Genomic DNA, 17,306 nt, shown 5'->3' on the forward strand with positions numbered 1-17,306 from the left:
CCCCCGTACGCGCAGCGCCCACCCCACCCCCAAGGTGGGTGAGACCTCAGGATAGGCTACTCATTAACCTCGGGGATTTTGGGCAATGGGGCGACGTCGTTGGCGCGCCGGGGAACCCCACTGTGGGTGATCTATCGGAAGCTGGGGTGCACACGTGGGCAACGCACTCCTCGGCGCGATCAGTTGCGGCCGGTGCGGCGCCCGGTTGCCCACCCTCGGCCACTACTGCGACCGCTGCGGCGTCGTGCGCATCGCAGCCCTGGCGCCTGGATCGAGCCACGGCATGCTCGGCGGCGTCGTGCCGGCCAGCGTCAGCCTGCGGCTCTGGTCCCTTTCTCTCGATGCCGTCCCAGCCGTTGTGCTGGTCGCCCTCGCCGTGGGCGGGGCGCTCACCGGGCACGGTGCCGTGGCTGTCCTGCTCGCATTGCTGCTCGCGGCGTTCCTGGTGCTTCAGGTCGCACTCTTCACCACGTTCGGGCGCAGCGTGGGTCGGTTGCTGCTCGGGCTGCGCACGGTCGACTCCCTCACCGGCCTGCCGCCGACGACTGTTCGGGCCGCGGCCTCGGTGCTGGTCGTGACGCCCCAGGCGGCGGGCGCGACCGTCACCACCAACCTGCGTCGCGGACGCGACCCGCTTGCTCCCGCCCTGCCCCCGCTCGGCGCCGACCAACTCGGGCACAACGTGCGCCCCTCGCACTCGACCGCGCACACCGGCGGCCTCGAAGCCGTCAGCATCGATGCGGCCGGGCCAGCGACGGTGATGCCGGAGGTTGCGCGCGAACCCGTGGCGCAGCATCCGCTCGACGCACCGGCGACACTCGCAGCACCCGCAGCACCCGCAGCACCCGCGGTACCCGCGCGCGCGGTGCAGCCGGCCGACGACGGCTACGCGCCGAAGCCGCCGGAAGTGGCGATGGTCAGCATCGTGCTCGACAACGACCAGACCCTGCAGGTCGCGTCGTCGCTGCTGATGGGTCGACGACCGGCCAATCGAGCGGATGGCGCGCAGCATCCGCTGTTCGCCTGGGCCGACCTGTCGCGCACCCTGTCGAAGACGCATGCCCTGCTCACCTGGTCGGGATCACTGCTCTGGGTGACCGACCTCGGCTCCGCGAACGGAACCACCTTGGTGACGCCGTCAGGCGAGCGGATGCGCCTCGTCGCCGGAACACCCACCGCCGCCGCCAGCGGCTGCACGGTGGAGCTCGGCGATCGTACCTTCGGGGTGCGCGTGCCTGAGACCACCAACGCCGAGACAATGGAAAGAAGGTCGGCCGGTGTCTTCTGACCACGATGTGGTGCTGCTGGAAACAGTCAAAACGCACCGCGACCGGCTGCGTGCCGCCTTTCTGTTCGGCGAGTTGTCGGAGCGTCGCACGGCCAATGACAATGTGCGCCGAGTGATCGGGAGCATGGTGCTGGCCGCCGTGCTGTGTGCGGGCTGCATCGGCGTCTCGTTCGTGGTGGACCTGCTGGCGCAGCGCGCCGCTGCTGCCAGCCAGACCCAGACCCCCGTCGCCCCGGTGCCCACACCGACGACAGCAGTAGAAACGGACACCCCGTGAGTGGATTCACCCGGCTCACCATTGTGGGCCGCACGCGCAAGGCCGAAATCGTCGTGCCCAACGACGAGACGATCGCTGCGCTCATTCCCCAGCTGATGGACCTGCTCGACGAGAACACCGGGTCCGTGGCCCGCCCGCTCACCCTCGTACGCGCGACCGGTCAGCAGCTGGACACCGCGTTGACGCTGGCCGACCAGGAGGTCGCGGCCGGTGAGCTGCTGCGCCTGCTGCGGGTGGACGAAGCTCCGGCGCCGCCCGAAGTCGCCGACGTGACCGACGTCGTCGCTGAAGCCCGCGACGATCGGCGCGGCCTCTGGCAGGCTGCACACCGACAGGGCGTCGGTGCCGTGCTGGTCGGCCTGCTCACCGGCACCGCTGGCTGGCTCGCGATCCCCCTGGGAACGTCGGCCACCCCGGTCGCGCTCGGGCTCGGCATCGCCTTTCTGGGCTGCCTCGCCGTCGCCACGGCCCTCGGCCTGCTCGGTCGACGCTGGCCGGCCATCGGCTTCACCGCCGCCGCGTTCGGCCTGGTTCCGGCGACGGCGCTCGCTCTCGCATCCGCTCTGCTGCCAACGGATGCCGCAGCCCCCGCCGCCATCGTCGCCTTCGGCCTCGCCTGGCTCACGATCGGCCTGGCCCTCGGAATCGGTCTGGGCCTCCGCCCGGCCCTGCGGGCGAGCGCCCTCGCCCTTATTCTGGTCGTTCTCGCACTCGCGCTGCCGTTCATCGGTGTCGGCGGGCTGGAAACGGCCGGGATCGTCGGAATCACGGCTGCTCTGATGTGCGGCCTGCTGCCCTGGTACGCCATGAACAGTTCGGGACTGACCGGACTCGATGACCTCGTGATCGCGGGCCGGCTCACCCACCGCGCGGCGGTGCTGACGACCGTCAACGACGCCTATCGCTCGCTGACCTGGTCGACGGTGGCCGTGGCCGTGCCGCTCTTCGTCACCGCCACCGCGCTCGCCGCCTCGGCCAACGGGTGGGCGATCGCGCTCGGCGCTGCCCTCGCCGTGGTCACGGCCCTGCGCACGCGCGCCTTTCCGCTGGCCGCCCAGGCGATCACCCTGTGGGCGGCGGCGCTGCTCACCCTCGTGCTGGTGGCATTCGCGCACGCCGACGGCTGGGGCATCATCGTCGCGCTCGTGGCGCTGGCCGCGATCACCCTGGTGACCGTGGCGCTGACCCCGCCGCCGCACACCAGGGCCCGACTGCGACGGGTGGGCAACGGCATCGAGATGCTCGCTGTCGTCTCGCTGCTGCCCGTACTGCTGGGCATTTTCGGCATCTACCCCGACCTGCTGGGAACGTTCTAAGTGTCACGCATCGCGTCGGCGCTGCGCTCGCTTCCGCTGGCCGTGCTGGGCAGCGCGAGCGCCCGCCTGCACGACCTCACCCAAGCGGATGCGCGCATTCGCATGCCACTCACCCTCAACCGGCGCATCGGGGTGGTGCAGGTGGCCGGCGGCGTCGGGGCATCCGTTGTGGCGGCGAGCATCGCCAGCATCTTCGCGCACCGCCGCACCGGTCTGGTACTCGGCGTGAACGCCTCGGCCGGTTCGCACAATATGCTCTGGCACGCCGGAGTCGGCAGCGGTGACGCCGTCGCGGGCCAGGCCGCGCCGGCGACGCCGAGTGAGACCCGGCACGCCACCGCGGGGTTGGGCGTGGCACCGTCGGGCCTGATCGGGCTGGAACTGCGCGACCCGTCGCAACCGACCACTCCGGCCGCGAGCCGCACCTGGTTCGACCTGATCAACCCGCGCTCGCGCTTCTTCGACCTCGTCATCACCGACTGGGGAGTACGCGGCTGGCAGATCGACCTGTCCCAGGTGGCCGTGGCCAGCCACGTCATCTGCGTCGTCACCCGGTCGGAACGCCACGCCATCGAAGAAGCGGCCGCGATCGTTCCGGCCTTGCTCGGCCGGGCCGATGCCCCCCGCATCGTGTTCGTGATCGTCGATGTCGGTGGCGGGGCACGACTGACGCCCCGCCTGGGCATACTGCCGCACCTCGGCGTGCCGATCGTGCACGTGCCGTACGATGCGGCGGCCGGCGGCGCCACCCCCGTGGCCAGCGAAGACCTGAGCACGGCAGCCCGCATCGCCCACGCCATCCTGGCGGGCACCATCCTGGCCGAGGCGCAGCTGACGCTGCTGCCGGGCCCCGCCCGAATCGAGGCCCGGCGATGACCCTGAAACTCATCCACCGTCCCACCCGGGTCACCCGGCCGTTGCGACGCCCGGAACCCGAGATCATCTCCCCGCCGCCGGCCATGCAGGACGGAGCCCAGGGTGGGCTGCCCATCCAGGCGCTCATCCCGGTGCTCGGCGCGGCGACCAGCGTGGTCATGATGGTGACGCTGCGCGGCAACGCCCTGTTCATGGTGATCGGCGCTCTCATTCTCATCGTCGCGATCGTCGGCGGCCTGGCCATGGCCCTCACCCAGCGCGGCAACGCCGCCCGCACCCGCCGCGTGCAGCGCGAACGTTACCTCGACTACCTCGAACGGCTCCGCTCCCGTATGCGCGGCCGCGGCAAGGATGTACGCGCGCTGGCATCACTGCTGAGCCCCGAACCGGCCGCCCTGATCGAGCTCGTCCGCGATCCCGGCCGCCTGTGGGAGCGCCGCCGCCAGCACGCCGATTTTCTGCGTCCCCGGCTCGGTCTGGGCGATCAGACCTGGTTCGACCTGATCATTCCGGCTGAACAGAACCCGGTGCAGCCCTTCGACCCGATTCTTGCGGGCGAAGCCGGCCAGGTCGCCCTGCACTACTCCACCCTGCGCGGTATGCCGATCGAGCTGCGGCTCGACGGGGCCGGCACCGTCGCCATCATCGGCGACCGCTCCGACACCGTGCAGGTCGCGCGTGCGCTCATGCTGCAGCTGGCGGCCCTGCACGCCCCTGACGATGTGCACCTCGCCATCGCCTACCCACCCGGCGCGGCCGGCGACTGGGCCGGCGTCGACCTGCTCCCGCACTTCGTCGACGAATCCACCTTCGACGGACCGGTTCCGGCTCGCCGTGTCGCGCCCGATATCACGGCCCTGCGCAAGGTGCTCGGCCAGGAACTCGGAGATCGGGCGCGGCTCGCCGCGACATCCAAGCGCAGCGGCAGCAACGCCGTGGTCGCCGAGAACTCCCGGCTCATCGTTTTTGTCGACGACTACGGCCACGTGGCATCCGCCCTGCCGGTGCCCGATGCCGACCTGTCGCCGTCCGACCTGCGCATCACCATGGTGCACCTGCTCAGCGATCGGCTGCACGAGCCGTCGGACGTGACCATCCGGGTGACGGTCGCCGACGGAAACGCCGAAATAACGGATGCCCGCGACGACGCCGACGGTCAGGTCGCGGTGCAGCGGGCCGTGCTCGACCGCATTTCCGGGGCGCTGTTCGAGACGGTCGCCCGCATGCTCACGCCGCTGCGGCTGAATCTCACCCGTCAGGACGAGGTGGAATCAGCGCGAGCCGTGGATATCGCCGAGCTACTGGAGATCGACGACATTGCCAACTTCGACACGGCATCCGCTTGGGAACAGCGTTCACCGCGTGACTTTCTGCGCGTGCCGATCGGGCTCGATGATTTCGGCGAACCGGTGCTGCTCGACCTGAAGGAATCCGCCCAGCTCGGCATGGGACCGCACGGCCTGTGCATCGGGGCGACCGGTTCGGGCAAGAGCGAACTGCTGCGCACCCTGATTCTGGCGCTCGCCCTCTCGCACGGACCCAAGGACGTGAGCATGGTGCTCGTGGACTACAAGGGCGGCGCGGCCTTCGCCCCGTTCGCCGGTCTGCCGCACGTGGCCGGCATCATCGACAACCTCGCCGATGACCCGCAGCTCACCCAGCGGGCCCGCGTGAGCATCGCCGGGGAGGTGGTGCGGCGCCAGCAGTTGCTCAAGGACGCCGACAACTCCCCCTCGATCACCCACTACCGCGAGCTGCAGGCCACCCGGCCCGACCTGCCGGCACTGCCGCACCTGCTCATCGTGATCGACGAGTTCGGCGAGCTGCTCGCCGCCGAACCTGACTTCGTCGACCTGCTGCTGACCATTGGCCGCATCGGGCGCTCGATCGGGGTACACCTGTTGCTCTCCAGCCAGCGCATCGAAGCCGGAAAACTGCGCGGCCTCGAAACGTACCTCTCCTATCGCGTGGGGCTGCGCACGTTCTCGGCCTCGGAAAGCTCGATCGTGCTCGACACGCCCGATGCCTTTCACCTGCCGGCCATTCCCGGCTTCGCCTATCTCAAGGTCGACACCTCCGTGTACCGCCGGTTCCGCTCCGGCTACGTCTCCGGCGCCCTCGCCCTGGCTGAGCTGACGCCGAGCGACCTCGGCGGCGACCGGCTCGAAGCCCGCCGGCTGCCGCTGTACAACGGGCTCGGCCAGCGTGACGACTCCGAGACCGCCGAAGAGGCCCTCGCCCGACCGACGACCGGGCGCATCCTCGTTGACGCCGCCGTCGACGAACTGCGCCACGCCGACCAGGCCGTGCCGCCGATCTGGCTGTCGCCACTGCCAGAGCGGATGGCGCTCTCCCGCATCATCGCGGACGCGCCAGCGGCGAATCTGCAGGTGGCGATGGGCCTGCTCGACGAGCCCGAGAAGCAACGACAGGACCCGTGGCTGGTCGACCTCACCCGTAGCGGCGGCCACCTGGCCATCTTCGGGGCCCCGCAGACCGGGCGCAGCACCTTTCTGCGCACCATGGCCGTATCGCTGTCGCTGACCCACACGCCGCGGCAGGTCAGCGTGTACGCGATGGACTTCACCGGTTCCGGACTCACCCGGATCGACGGTTTTCCGCACGTGGGCGGCGTCGCGACCCGGTCGAATCCGGACCGGTTGCGGCGTCTACTGGAGGAACTCGCCGCCATGCTGAACGTGCGAGAACGCCTGTTCGCCGAACGCGGCATCGACTCGCTCGCCACCCTGCGCAGCCAGCACGCCGCCGGACGCATTCCCGAGCTCGTGGCCGCCGACATCGTGTTGCTGGTCGACGGGCTCGGGGCGCTGCGCGCCGACTTCGAAGGCCTCGAACCGGCGCTCTACGACCTGCTGGCACGCGGGTCGAGCTTCGGCATGCACGTGGTCATGTCGATGACCCGCTGGAACGAGCTGCGCATGGCGCAGCAACCCCTCATCGGCACCCGCATCGAACTGCGCCTGAACGACGCCATGGATTCGCAGATGGGCCGCAAACTGTCCGCCACGCTGCGGGTCGACCAGCCGGGGCGAGCGCTCACCGACTCCGGCCTGTTCGCGCAGATCGCGCTGCCGGTACTCGAAGACACCGCCGACGAGCTCATCGGTGACGAACTCGCAGCGCTCGCCGCCCGCTCGGCGCGCAGCTGGGAGGGCCCGGCGGCGGCACCGATTCGACTGCTGCCGGAGAGTTTCTCGGCCGACGAACTGCCCGACGCGATCGACTCCCCCGACGCGGTGCCGTTCGGGTTGCGCCAGGACACCATGGAACCCGCTTACCTCGACCTGGCCGCGACCGACCAGCACCTGCTGGTATTCGGTGACCACGCTTCGGGCAAGTCCACCCTGCTGCAGGGCCTGATCCAGGGCCTGACCGATCGGTACACACCCGACGAGCTCGTCATCGCGATCATGGACGTGCGGGGGGAAATCTCGGTGGCCTGCCCCGACGACTACCTGGGCGGAGTCGCCGCATCGAGCGGCGAGGCCCGTACGCTCGCCACGGCGATCGCTGGGGAACTGACGGCGCGGCAGGCATCCGCTGACCGCACCGTGGGGCCGCGCATCGTCGTCATCGCCGACGACCTCGATATTCTCGCCTCCGGCGGCACCGAACCGCTGAACCCGCTGCTGCCGTTTTTGCCGAGCGCCCGCGAGCTGCGACTGAACGTCATCGTGACGCGTCCGGTCGCCGGCGCGACGCGGGCACTCTACGACGTCGTGCTGCAGTCGCTGCGTGACACCGGGGCCACGAGCCTGATCCTCAACGGCGAACGCTCCGAAGGGCAGATCTCACCCGGTGTGTATGCCGAGCAGCTCCCGCCAGGGCGCGGGCGTCTGGTGCGACGCGGTGACCGGCCGCGCATCGTGCAGATCGCCCAGGCGCGCGTGCCGGTGGTGGTCTCGTGACCGTGCGCATCGTGCTCGCCGGCACAGCCGGCGGTGTGGGTACAACCACCCTCACGGCACTCTTGTTCGATCGCGTCTCCACCTCGGGCGGCGTCGCCACCCTGGCCGACCACACCTCGGGCGACCTCGGCGCGCGGCTGGCCAGGGGCGACGGCTCCGCCCTGGTCGACCCCACGGTCCTGCTGCATGACCTGGGCGCGCACGCCGAGGGTGAAGGACTCGACCTGCTCGAATCACCGAGCGGTCTCGGCATCGTGGTGACGGCGAACACTCCGATCGGGCTCGCGGCCGCGCATCGTGTGCTGCAGGCAGTGCGGGCGAGGTACAGCGAGGCGGGGCTGGCGCGCACAACCGTTGTGGCCATCTCCAACGGTCGGCGCCCGGGCACTGCCGGGCTGCTCGACGCCCTCTGGTCGGAGTTTGGGCGCGAGATTCTCGTGGTGCTCGGTCACGACCCGGCCCTCGCCGGCGGCGGCCCCATCGCCGCCCACCGGCTGGACTGGCGCACTGTGACGGTGCGCGACCAGATCGTTCGCCGGCTCCGGACCCTACCGGGCGGACTGTAGGCGGCTAGTTCGCTCGGGGCAGGCCGACTGCGGAGGTCGACCCTGTGCCGGGGTGAACTCACCGCACGCTGGATACTGTTCTGTACGGGAGTAAACCGGGGTCAGACGCCGGCGCGGTCGGCGAGGCCGCGCACGAAGGCGGCCTGGCCGGCGTGCTGCAGGTCGTCGGAGAGCACGCTCGCCAGACGCACGCCGACGGTGACGGCGGGGGTCCAGGACTCGTCGACGATCCGGTCGAGGTCGGCGGCGGCCAGGCTGCCCAGGTAGGCGACGGTTGCGGTGTGCACGGCGTCGTAGTAGCCGCCGAGCAGCTCGGCGTCGGCTTGCACTGCGGCGACATCGGCGGAGGTGTGTCCGTAACCGGTGGCCGTCGGCCCGAACGGCAGGGCGAAACGGTCAGCCCAGCCCTGGTCGGCATACACCTGGGCGGTGCCGGCAAGGTCGGCGAGGTGGTCGTCCTGCACGCGGGACAGGTGCCAGGTGAGCCAGGCGATGGTGTTGGCGTCGGCATCCGCTCGAAAGGTGAGGGTGGCCACGGTGGCATCCTTCAAGGCGCGATGCAGGGTGCCCTGAATGCGGGAGAACTCTTCGATGAGCAGTTCGGACGGGGTCATGGGTCTCCTTGGTTGTTCCTTCACCGTACTCCCGCTTGCGGACGGGGCCCGGGCCCCGTCCACCGGCCCAGTCTAAAAACTTGGCCCAGGAACGGGGCCCGGGCCCCGTCCCTGAAAAGCTCCGAGGGGGCACCGTGCGGGGGCCCGAAGTTTCGCAAATCTCCGCGGTCGTGAACGAGACCGGCCAGTATGACGACATCAGCGGTGGTACGCGCTCACCTCGGTGGCCTTGACCGAGAGCCAGACCGTTGAGCCCAGCTGCAGGCCGAGATCGGCGACCGCGGCGGGGGTGAGCTCCGCGATGATCTCGGGGTCGCCGCTCGTGCGCAGGCGCACCCCGCTGCTGCCCGGCTCGATGCCGGTCACCCGGGCCGACCAGACGTTGCGCGGGCTCGCGTGACGCGGCTGTTCCGTCTGCACCACAACGGATGCCGGGCGAAAGACAGCTGCGGCCGACGCGTTCCCCGACCCGGGCGCGAGCGGGATTCGCGGGCTCTCGGCGGGGTCATCGAGGGCTTCGAGGGCTTCGGCGATTCCGGCGGCTTCGGGGTCATCGGAGGCTATGGCTTCAGCGGCGGGTCCGGCGGAGGCGAGGGCTGCGGCATCCGCTGGACGCACCGCGAAGGTGCGGCCGTCGGGGGCCACGATGGCTCCGTTTTGCACGGTTCCGACCACGAGGTTGACCCCGGCGAGGGCCGCGACGAACGGGTTGCGGGGGGCGGCGAGCACGGCAGCGGTCGTGCCCTCGTCGATGAGGGTGCCGTCGTGCAGCACGGCGACGCGATCCGCGAGTACGACCGCGTCGACGATGTCGTGGGTGACGATGATGGCGCTCGTTCCGGTTTCGGCGAGCTGTTCGCGAATGAGTTGGCGCATGAGCGGCGCCGTTTCGGCGTCGAGGCCGGCCATCGGTTCGTCGAGCAGCAGCACGCGCGGGCCGGCGGCGAGGGCACGGGCGAGGGCTACGCGCTGCTGTTGTCCGCCGGAGAGCGCCCCGGGCACGCTGTCGCCGAGGCCGGTCAGGCCGACGCGGTCCAGCCAGCGGTCGGCCTGCTGTCGGGCCTGGGCAGCGTTCAGGCGGGCTTCGCCGACGCGCAGCGCGAAGGCCACGTTGGCGCGGGCGCTGAGGTGCGGAAAAAGCAGGGGCTCCTGCCCAAGCAGACCGATGGCCCTGTTTTCGGGCGCCACGACACGCCCCGGCGCGGTGAGAACGGTGCCGTCGAGGGCGACGCTTCCGCTGGACGGGGTGGCCAGGCCGGCGAGCAGCTCGAGCACGGTCGATTTGCCGGAGCCGTTCGGGCCGAGGAGTGCGAGCACTTCGCCGGGAGCGAGCGTGAGCCGCAGATCGAGGGAGAACGAGCCGCGGGTGAGCTGCAGATTGGCCGTGAGCAGTGCGTTGGCGGCGGATTTCCAGAGGGCGGGGGTCATGAATCGCTCCGATTCCGGCCAGCGGGGCGAGCAGGAATTAGGGTCGGTCGCGGGGTTGCGGCTCGCGTCGGTGCGGTTCTGGCCTGATGCGGACTCGCGGACCGGGCGCGGCCGGCGGCATCCGTGGCCGCCCGGGCGCGCGGGCAGAACGCGGGTCGAAGGTCGGCGCGACCGGCGGCATCCACTGCCATTCGTGTGCGCTGGCAGAACGCAGGTCGAAGGTCGGCGGGACCGGCGGCATCCACGGTGACCGGCGTCACGAGAGCACGCTCGCTCGGCGGGTTCCGACCAGCACGAGGATGATCACGGCGACCGCGATCAGCAGCAGCGACAGGGCGACGGCCTGGTCGGTCGTCACACCCGAGCCGTTGAAGGCGGTGTAGATGGCGAGGGGCATGGTGCGGGTGACTCCGGTCTGGTTGCCGGCGAACAGGGCTGTTGCGCCAAATTCGCCCAGGGCGCGAGCGAAGCTCAGCACCGTTCCGGCGAGCAGCCCCGGGCCGACGAGCGGCAGGGTGATGCGGGCGAAAACGGTGCCGCGACCGGCGCCGAGGGTCGCGGCGACCCGTTCGTAGCGCACGCCCGCGGTGCGCAGGGCGCCCTCGACCGCGATCACGAGGAACGGCAGGGCCACGAAGGTCTGCGCGATGACGACGGCGGCGGTCGTGAAGGGAATGCGCAGCCCGGCCAGTTCGAGGGTGCTGCCGAGCACACCGCCGCGTCCGAGCAGGGAGAGCAGCGCGATGCCGCCGACGAGGGGCGGCAATACGAGCGGCACGGTCACGAGGGTGCGCAGCAGGCCGGCCACGCGCGGCGTCGACCGGGCGATGACGACGGCCAGCGGCACGCCGAGCAGCAGGCAGAGCACGGTTGAAACGGATGCCGTCGCGAGCGACAGTCCCAGCGGCTGCAGGGCTTCCGCCGAGAGGAGCAGGGCGGGCAGGGCGGGCCAGTCAACCTTGAGCAGGAGTCCGGCGAGCGGCAACACCAGCAGGGCCAGGCCGATGCTCGCGGGCAGGTAGAGCAGGCGCGGGATCATGCGCGGCCGTCCGGGTTCGGGCGCTGTCCTCGCACCTTTTCTTCCCGGGCCCGGGAAGGCAGTCCAGGTCACGGGGCGAGAAATCCGTGGGCGGCGAGCACGGCCTGACCGGCGGGCGACAGCACGAGATCGACGAAAGCCTGGGCGGCCGCAGCGTGCGCGCTGCCCTGCACGACCGCGATCGGATAGTGCCCGACGACCGCGTCCGCTCCGGCCGGAGTGACGCCCTCGACGCGGCCCGGGTTGGCGGCGACGTCCGTCGTGTAGACGAGGCCGGCATCCGCTTCGCCGCCGGCGATCTTGGTGACGACGGCCGTCACATTCTGCTCCTCACTCGCCGGCGTGAGGGTGACGCCCGCGTTGGCGAGCAGGGTAGCGGATGCCGCCCCGCACGGAACCTGGGCCGCACACAACACGGTGATCACGCCGGGGCGGGCGAGATCTTCGAGATTTTCGATCTTCAGCGGGTTGCCCGGGGCGACCGCGATACGCAGGGTGTTCCCGGCGAACAGGGTGGCCGGGCCGGTGTACCCGGCGGAGGCGAGCGGCTGCAGGTTGATCTGGTCGGCGCTCGCGAACACGTCGGCGGGGGCACCGGCTCTGATCTGGGTGGCGAGGGTGGCGGATCCGTCGTAGGTGACCTGCACGTCGATGCCCGGATTCTCGTCTTCGAGAAGCACAGCGAGCGCGTCGAAAGCCCCGGTGAGGGACGCAGCGGCGTAGACGCTGAGGGTCTGCGGCTCGAGCTCGGTGGCCGGCGAGCCGGCGTCCGTGGCGGTCGATGGCGCACAGCCGGTCAGGGTCAGGGCGAGCACGGCCAGGGTTGCCAGGGCTAGGCGGGTCATGACATCCGTCCCGGGGTTTCGACGATCACGTTGGTGGCCTTGATCACGGCAACGCTGAGCGAGCCAATCTCGAGGCCAAGTTCGCGCACGGCCTCGCTCGACATGAGCGAGACGATGCGGTGCGGGCCACATTGCAGTTCGACCTGGGCCATGACCGTGTCCATCGTGATAGCCGTGACAATGCCGACGAACCGGTTGCGGGCGCTGCGGCCCACACTCGAGGGGTCTGCCGGGGCGCTCGCCTGGTCGACGGCGAACGCGGCGAGCGCTGCGCCGTCTACCGCACGGCGACCGGATGCGTCGGCATCCGCTGCGAGACGGCCACCGTCGACCCAGCGTCGCACAGTGTCGTCACTGACGCCGAGCAGCTCGGCGGCCTCGCTGATCCGATATTGCGTCATAAATTGCACGATAGCACCGCATTTGCGGTTTCAGGCCGCTGGTTGACCCTGGTTCTTCGCGACAACCCGTGGCTAATTCAGGAAGTCGGCGTTCGGATGGCCGAAATACCGTCGTTTCGGGGCGATTGCCGGGTGATTTCCTGAATTAGCCCCCGCACCGGCCGACGCACGCGCATAACTCCTGCACATTGGTCGCGACAGCCAGCACAGCCCACGGAAACAGGGCCATCACGCCTCGGGCGGCGGCAGATTGCAGGAGTTATGCGCGGCTACCCGGGGCAGACGAGGGGTCATGGCATCGCACGGGGCGAATGGTCCGGAGGCGAGCACGCGGGACGCTGGCCTGAAATGGGTGGCCGCGGCGCCGCGCAGCGCCTAGCGTTAAGTCATGGCTATTCCTCCCCTTGTTGAGCCCGTCGACCGGCTCAGCACATCCGAATCCGTGCGCACCGCTCGCCAGCGTCGCCTCCCCCAGCTCAATGAACTCGGCCAGCGCCGCCTCGCCAACGCCCGGGTGCTCGTGCTCGGCGCCGGCGGACTCGGCTCCCCCGCCCTGCTCTACCTCGCAGCGGCCGGAGTGGGCACCATCGGCATCGTCGACGGCGACGACGTGGAACCGAGCAATCTGCAGCGCCAGATCATCCACGGCCAAGCGGATGTCGGCCGCCCGAAGGTAGACAGCGCTGCGGAACGTATCGCCGAGATCGCCCCCGAATCCACCGTGGTGCGGCACACCGAACGCCTAGTCTTGGCCAACGCGGCCGAGATCATCGGCGGCTACGACGTGGTCATCGACGGCACCGACAATTTTCCGACCCGATTCCTCGTGAACGACACCTGCGCGCGCCTGGGACTGCCGCTGGTGTGGGCATCCGTTTTGCGCTTCGACGCGCAACTTTCGGTATTCTGGGCCACCCCGCCCAAGGGCTCGGGCGTGACGGGCGTGCACCTGCGCGACCTGTTCCCGACGCCGCCGGCCGAGGGAGAGGTGCCCAACTGCGCCGACGCCGGTGTGCTCGGCGCGCTCTGTGGTCAGGTCGGGTCGCTCATGGCGACCGAGACCATCAAGCTCATCACCGGCATCGGCTCGCCGCTGATCGGCCGAGTGCTCGTGATTGACGCGCTGTCGGGTCGGTTCAGCGAGATCCCCCTGCTCGGAACCGGCATTGCCGCCGAGCCGACCGCCGCCGAGATTGCCGCCGAGCTCGCGCAGGCTTCCACGGCGAGTATCCCTGAAATTTCGAGTGTTGAACTCGTCACTCGCCTCGCCGCCCAGAGCGCTGCCACCGACAATTTTCTCGTCGTGGATGTGCGCGAGCCGAGCGAGTACGCCGAGAGCTCGATTCCGACGGCTCGGCTGCTGCCCCTCGGCGAGCTGTTGACCGATGGCGTGCTCTCACCGAGCGGCCGCGCCGCCCTGCCCGACGACACCCCGCTGATCGTGCACTGTCACGCCGGCGGCCGCGCCGCCCGGGCCGCGAACGCGCTGCGCGAGGCCGGTTTCACCGACGTGTCGGTGCTGACCGGCGGGATCCTCGCCTGGGATGACCTCGTCACGGCCGGCCGGGCGCCCGGATTCGGCAGCCGCTGGGCTTCACTCGAGACCACCGCGACCGGGCGGCACGCGTCAGCGCGTGATGAGGCCGGCAGCACCGGCCGGCCCGACAGCCTGGTCTGACCGTGACCGACACGCACCGACCCGACCTGCCCGCAGGCGCTGCCGCCGGGCTTTTTGCCGAGTCGGGGCTTCCTGAGAGCGCTGCCCGCGCCGCAGCGACGAGCGACCGCGTGGGCAACTCCCACGACGGGCACCGCCACACGCACACCGACAAAGCGGATGCCTGCGCCCCCGCCGCGTCCGCCCGCACCGTTTCCGAGCAACTCGCGTTCGTGCTCGGCAGTGTCGCTCCCCTGCCGCCCGTGCGCGTCGAGCTCGACGCAGCCCGCGGGCTCGTGCTGGCCGAAGACGTGCTCACCGTGACCGACACGCCGCCCTTCCACAACTCCGCGATGGACGGTTACGCCGTCATCCGCGCGGACCTGCTCGGGGCATCCGTTCGGAACCCGATCACCCTGACCGTCGTCGCCGACCTCGCCGCCGGCACCGCCGAGAACCCGCGTCTGGTGCCCGGGCAGGTTGCGCGCATCATGACCGGCGCGCCGATTCCCGACGGAGCAGATGCCGTCGTGCCGATCGAGGACACCGACCAGGGCACCGAGTTGGTCACGATCGTTGCAGCGCCAGCGGTCGCGGCTCATGTGCGCCGGGCCGGCGAGGACGCCCACGCCGGCGATCGGGTGCTCGCCGCGGGCAGTGTGCTGTGGCCCGCCCGAGTCGCCGCTGCAGCGAGCGCCGGAACGAGCACGGTGCTCGTGCACCCCGCACCGCGGGTGGCCGTCATCTCGACCGGAAGCGAACTCGTCACACCGGGCAGCCCGACCCGTCGCGGCCAGATTCCCGACTCGAACTCCTTTCTGCTCTCGGCGGCCGTCGCCGAGGCCGGCGGCATTCCCGTGCGGATCGGCGCCGTGCCCGACGACGACGATGTGCTGCGTGCCTTGTTGGCCGAACTGGCCGGCACGGTCGACGTGATCGTGCTCTCCGGCGGTGTGAGCGTCGGAGCGTACGACGTGGTCAAAGCCGTGCTGAAACCGCTCGGCACCGTCGACTTCGGACCGGTCAAGATGCAACCCGGCAAGCCGCAGGGATTCGGACACTGGCCCGCCGACGACAACGTGCCCGGACCACTCATCTTCGCCCTGCCCGGCAACCCGGTTAGCGCCTACGTGTCGTTCGAGGTGTTCGTGCGTCCCGCGCTGCGGCGGCTGCTCGGGCACGGCACCGCCCAGCCCCCCGACCCGACGCTGGAGCCGACCGGCGCGGCGATCGACGAGCCCGCGTTGACGGACAGCGACACGGGTGCCGCCAGCACAAGAACCAGAACCAGCACCAGCACCAGCCACGCCGCAACAGACCAGCACACACCGGACCACCCGGCCCTGCACCGACGCACCGTCACTGCCACCGTGACCGACGGCTGGAACTCTCCGCCCGGACGCGCCCAATACATGCCTGTGATCGTGACCGACCACACCGTGATCGAGCACGATCCCGCCCTCATGACGGCCGAGGGCAGCACGAGTGCCAGCGCCGGCAGCATCCGCTTGGAAGTGCGCCCGGCCTCCCGCGGAGGGTCGGGTTCGCACCTGGTCGCCGGACTGGCCCAGGCCAAAGGACTCGCCATCGTGCCCGAAGACACGATTCACATTCGCGGCGGCGACCGCATCACTGTCATGCTGACATCATGACGCACACCACCGACACGACCGGCGCGCCCGTGCCCGCTCAGCCGTTCACCCACCTCGACTCGACCGGACAGGCCCGCATGGTCGACGTGACCAACAAGGTTCCCACCGTGCGCAGCGCCACCGCCGCCGGCTTCGTGCGCTGCGGCCCGAGAGTGATCGCGGCCCTCCGCGACGGCACCGCACCCAAGGGCGACGTGCTCGCCGTGGCCCGCATCGCCGGAATCCAGGGTGCCAAGAAGACCGCCGATCTGCTGCCCCTGGCCCACGTGATCGGGGTACACGGCGCCGTCGTCGACCTGATCGTTGAAGATGACCGCGTCAGCATCACCGCCACCGTGCGCACCGCCGACCGCACCGGCGTCGAAATGGAGGCATTCACCGCCGTCTCGGTCGCCGCCCTCGCCGTCGTGGACATGGTCAAGGGCCTCGACAAGTCCGTCACGATCGAGAACGTGCGCCTGCTCGCCAAGAGCGGCGGCAAGAGCGGCGACTGGCTGCGCGCGTGACCTGGCCGTCTGCCGCGCACACTGTTCGCTCAAACGGATGCCCCCACCCGGCGCGCACCCGCCGCGCACCCGCCGCACCCCGCCAACCATGAGCGCGCCCGAAACGGGTAGCCGCTACGCCGATTACCGTAGCGGCTACCCAAACCGGGCGCGGTCACGGCCTGGGAACCCCTCATGAGCCCACATCCCACCACCATCGACCTCATCGTGCTCGCCGGTGGACGCGGCAGCCGTCTCGGCGGCGCACTCAAGCCCGCTGTCGAAGTGGCGGGGCGCACCCTGCTCTCCCGCGTGCTCGACGCCCGCCCGGTCGCCCGGCACGCGGTCGTGGTCGGTCCGCCCGCTGCTCGGCCCGCTGCCGGCGACCATGCGGGTGCTGCCTTGAACTGGGCCCTCGAAGATCCACCGTTTGGCGGCCCGGTGGCCGGCATCGCGGCCGGCCTGACGACCCTCGCGGCGAACGCCGATGAGCCCGCCGACTGGTTGCTCGTGCTCGCCTGCGATCTGCCCTGGGGAGCGGATGCCGCGCGCCTGCTGGTCGCGGCAGCATCCGCTCTTGATACGGCGAGCCTCACGGCACCGCTCGACCCGGCACCGCTCGACCCGGCACCGCCGGCGCCTGCTCTCGACCGGCCGGAACACGATACCGTTCCGAGCGTCGACGGGGTGCACCTGTTCGACGCCAGCGGCCATGCGCAGTGGCTCGCCGCAATCTACCGGGCCCCCGCCCTGCGAGCCGCCGTCAGTCGCCTGGGCGATCGCGTCAACGGTGCCAGCATGCGCGAGCTGCTCGCGGGGCTGAACCTCGACGGGCTGCCAGACGAATCCGAAACCGGCACCGACGTCGACACGTGGCAGGATGTTGAGAGCAGTTCCAACCGTTTGACCCACGCAAACCCGACCGAGGAGTGA

Annotated in this window: 15 protein-coding genes; 10 read left to right on the plus strand and 5 right to left on the minus strand. The window is 70.5% G+C overall.

Annotation, left to right across the window (positions count from 1 at the left end; genetic code table 11):
- The first annotated feature begins 154 nt into the window (after window positions 1-154).
- From BMW72_RS00240 to BMW72_RS00260, 6 genes are read left to right on the plus strand one after another with little or no spacing between them, the layout of a single operon-like run.
- The gene (locus BMW72_RS00240) at window positions 155-1,288 is read left to right on the plus strand and encodes an FHA domain-containing protein (protein WP_092106090.1); all 1,134 of its coding nucleotides are present in this window, start codon (window positions 155-157) and stop codon (window positions 1,286-1,288) included.
- Window positions 1,278-1,565, plus strand: a complete 288-nt coding sequence (locus tag BMW72_RS18585) for a hypothetical protein (RefSeq protein WP_166787755.1) — start codon at window positions 1,278-1,280, stop codon at window positions 1,563-1,565. Before BMW72_RS00240 ends, BMW72_RS18585 begins: the two co-directional genes overlap by 11 nt.
- The gene (locus BMW72_RS00245; RefSeq protein ID WP_166787756.1) at window positions 1,562-2,881 is read left to right on the plus strand and encodes an EsaB/YukD family protein; all 1,320 of its coding nucleotides are present in this window, start codon (window positions 1,562-1,564) and stop codon (window positions 2,879-2,881) included. The genes BMW72_RS18585 and BMW72_RS00245 overlap by 4 nt, the downstream gene beginning before the upstream one ends.
- Window positions 2,882-3,757, plus strand: a complete 876-nt coding sequence (locus BMW72_RS00250) for a hypothetical protein (protein WP_092106093.1) — start codon at window positions 2,882-2,884, stop codon at window positions 3,755-3,757. It begins immediately after the preceding gene.
- Window positions 3,754-7,686 carry a type VII secretion protein EccCa gene (gene eccCa, locus BMW72_RS00255; RefSeq protein WP_092106095.1) on the plus strand — a complete coding sequence of 1,311 codons (3,933 nt, stop codon included), beginning with the start codon at window positions 3,754-3,756 and terminating at the stop codon, window positions 7,684-7,686. Before BMW72_RS00250 ends, eccCa begins: the two co-directional genes overlap by 4 nt.
- Window positions 7,683-8,252, plus strand: coding sequence for a hypothetical protein (locus tag BMW72_RS00260; RefSeq protein WP_092106097.1), 570 nt, complete (start codon window positions 7,683-7,685; stop codon window positions 8,250-8,252). Before eccCa ends, BMW72_RS00260 begins: the two co-directional genes overlap by 4 nt.
- A gap of 101 nt (window positions 8,253-8,353) precedes the next feature.
- Here BMW72_RS00260 and BMW72_RS00265 read toward each other — a convergent pair whose 3' ends face one another.
- The 5 genes from BMW72_RS00265 to BMW72_RS00285 all read right to left on the minus strand — a co-directional run bounded on the left by BMW72_RS00265 (window position 8,354) and on the right by BMW72_RS00285 (window position 12,579).
- On the minus strand, window positions 8,354-8,866 hold the full coding sequence (locus tag BMW72_RS00265; protein ID WP_092106099.1) for a mycothiol transferase: 513 nt from the start codon (window positions 8,864-8,866) through the stop codon (window positions 8,354-8,356).
- Between the two features lie 198 nt (window positions 8,867-9,064).
- Window positions 9,065-10,294 (minus strand): sulfate/molybdate ABC transporter ATP-binding protein, encoded by a 1,230-nt coding sequence (locus tag BMW72_RS00270; RefSeq protein WP_092106101.1) that lies wholly within the window; start codon window positions 10,292-10,294, stop codon window positions 9,065-9,067.
- A gap of 256 nt (window positions 10,295-10,550) precedes the next feature.
- Window positions 10,551-11,333: an ABC transporter permease gene (locus BMW72_RS00275; protein WP_092106103.1), complete on the minus strand. Its 783-nt coding sequence runs from the start codon at window positions 11,331-11,333 to the stop codon at window positions 10,551-10,553.
- Window positions 11,334-11,401: 68 nt separating this feature from the next.
- A complete protein-coding gene (gene modA, locus BMW72_RS00280; RefSeq protein ID WP_092106105.1) occupies window positions 11,402-12,178 on the minus strand; it encodes a molybdate ABC transporter substrate-binding protein in 777 nt (258 codons plus the stop codon).
- The gene (locus BMW72_RS00285; RefSeq protein ID WP_092106107.1) at window positions 12,175-12,579 is read right to left on the minus strand and encodes a TOBE domain-containing protein; all 405 of its coding nucleotides are present in this window, start codon (window positions 12,577-12,579) and stop codon (window positions 12,175-12,177) included. Before BMW72_RS00285 ends, modA begins: the two co-directional genes overlap by 4 nt.
- 388 nt (window positions 12,580-12,967) lie before the next feature.
- On the opposite strand from BMW72_RS00285, the gene BMW72_RS00290 reads away from it, so the two are divergent.
- The 4 genes from BMW72_RS00290 (at window position 12,968) to mobA (ending at window position 17,306) form a co-directional block, all read left to right on the plus strand.
- Window positions 12,968-14,257 carry a ThiF family adenylyltransferase gene (locus BMW72_RS00290; protein ID WP_092106109.1) on the plus strand — a complete coding sequence of 430 codons (1,290 nt, stop codon included), beginning with the start codon at window positions 12,968-12,970 and terminating at the stop codon, window positions 14,255-14,257.
- A 2-nt stretch (window positions 14,258-14,259) separates the two neighbouring features.
- A complete protein-coding gene (locus BMW72_RS18920) occupies window positions 14,260-15,888 on the plus strand; it encodes a molybdopterin molybdotransferase MoeA (protein ID WP_198416344.1) in 1,629 nt (542 codons plus the stop codon).
- Entirely contained in the window at window positions 15,885-16,394 is a 510-nt protein-coding gene (gene moaC / locus BMW72_RS00300) for a cyclic pyranopterin monophosphate synthase MoaC (protein ID WP_092106111.1), read from the plus strand. The genes BMW72_RS18920 and moaC overlap by 4 nt, the downstream gene beginning before the upstream one ends.
- Before the next feature lie 174 nt (window positions 16,395-16,568).
- A complete protein-coding gene (gene mobA / locus BMW72_RS00305) occupies window positions 16,569-17,306 on the plus strand; it encodes a molybdenum cofactor guanylyltransferase (protein ID WP_092106114.1) in 738 nt (245 codons plus the stop codon).

The sequence above is a fragment of the Cryobacterium luteum genome (genome assembly GCF_900110125.1).
GTDB lineage: Bacteria > Actinomycetota > Actinomycetes > Actinomycetales > Microbacteriaceae > Cryobacterium > Cryobacterium luteum.

Excerpts from the sequence above, each read along its gene's own strand:
- BMW72_RS00275 (WP_092106103.1), bottom strand. The coding sequence starts at position 11,333 with ATGATCCCGCGCCTGCTCTACCTGCCCGCGAGCATCGGCCTGGCCCTG.
- BMW72_RS00265 (WP_092106099.1), bottom strand. The coding sequence starts at position 8,866 with ATGACCCCGTCCGAACTGCTCATCGAAGAGTTCTCCCGCATTCAGGGC.
- BMW72_RS00290 (WP_092106109.1), top strand. The coding sequence starts at position 12,968 with ATGGCTATTCCTCCCCTTGTTGAGCCCGTCGACCGGCTCAGCACATCC.
- eccCa (WP_092106095.1), top strand. The coding sequence starts at position 3,754 with ATGACCCTGAAACTCATCCACCGTCCCACCCGGGTCACCCGGCCGTTG.
- BMW72_RS00285 (WP_092106107.1), bottom strand. The coding sequence starts at position 12,579 with ATGACGCAATATCGGATCAGCGAGGCCGCCGAGCTGCTCGGCGTCAGT.
- BMW72_RS00270 (WP_092106101.1), bottom strand. The coding sequence starts at position 10,294 with ATGACCCCCGCCCTCTGGAAATCCGCCGCCAACGCACTGCTCACGGCC.
- moaC (WP_092106111.1), top strand. The coding sequence starts at position 15,885 with ATGACGCACACCACCGACACGACCGGCGCGCCCGTGCCCGCTCAGCCG.
- mobA (WP_092106114.1), top strand. The coding sequence starts at position 16,569 with ATGAGCCCACATCCCACCACCATCGACCTCATCGTGCTCGCCGGTGGA.
- modA (WP_092106105.1), bottom strand. The coding sequence starts at position 12,178 with ATGACCCGCCTAGCCCTGGCAACCCTGGCCGTGCTCGCCCTGACCCTG.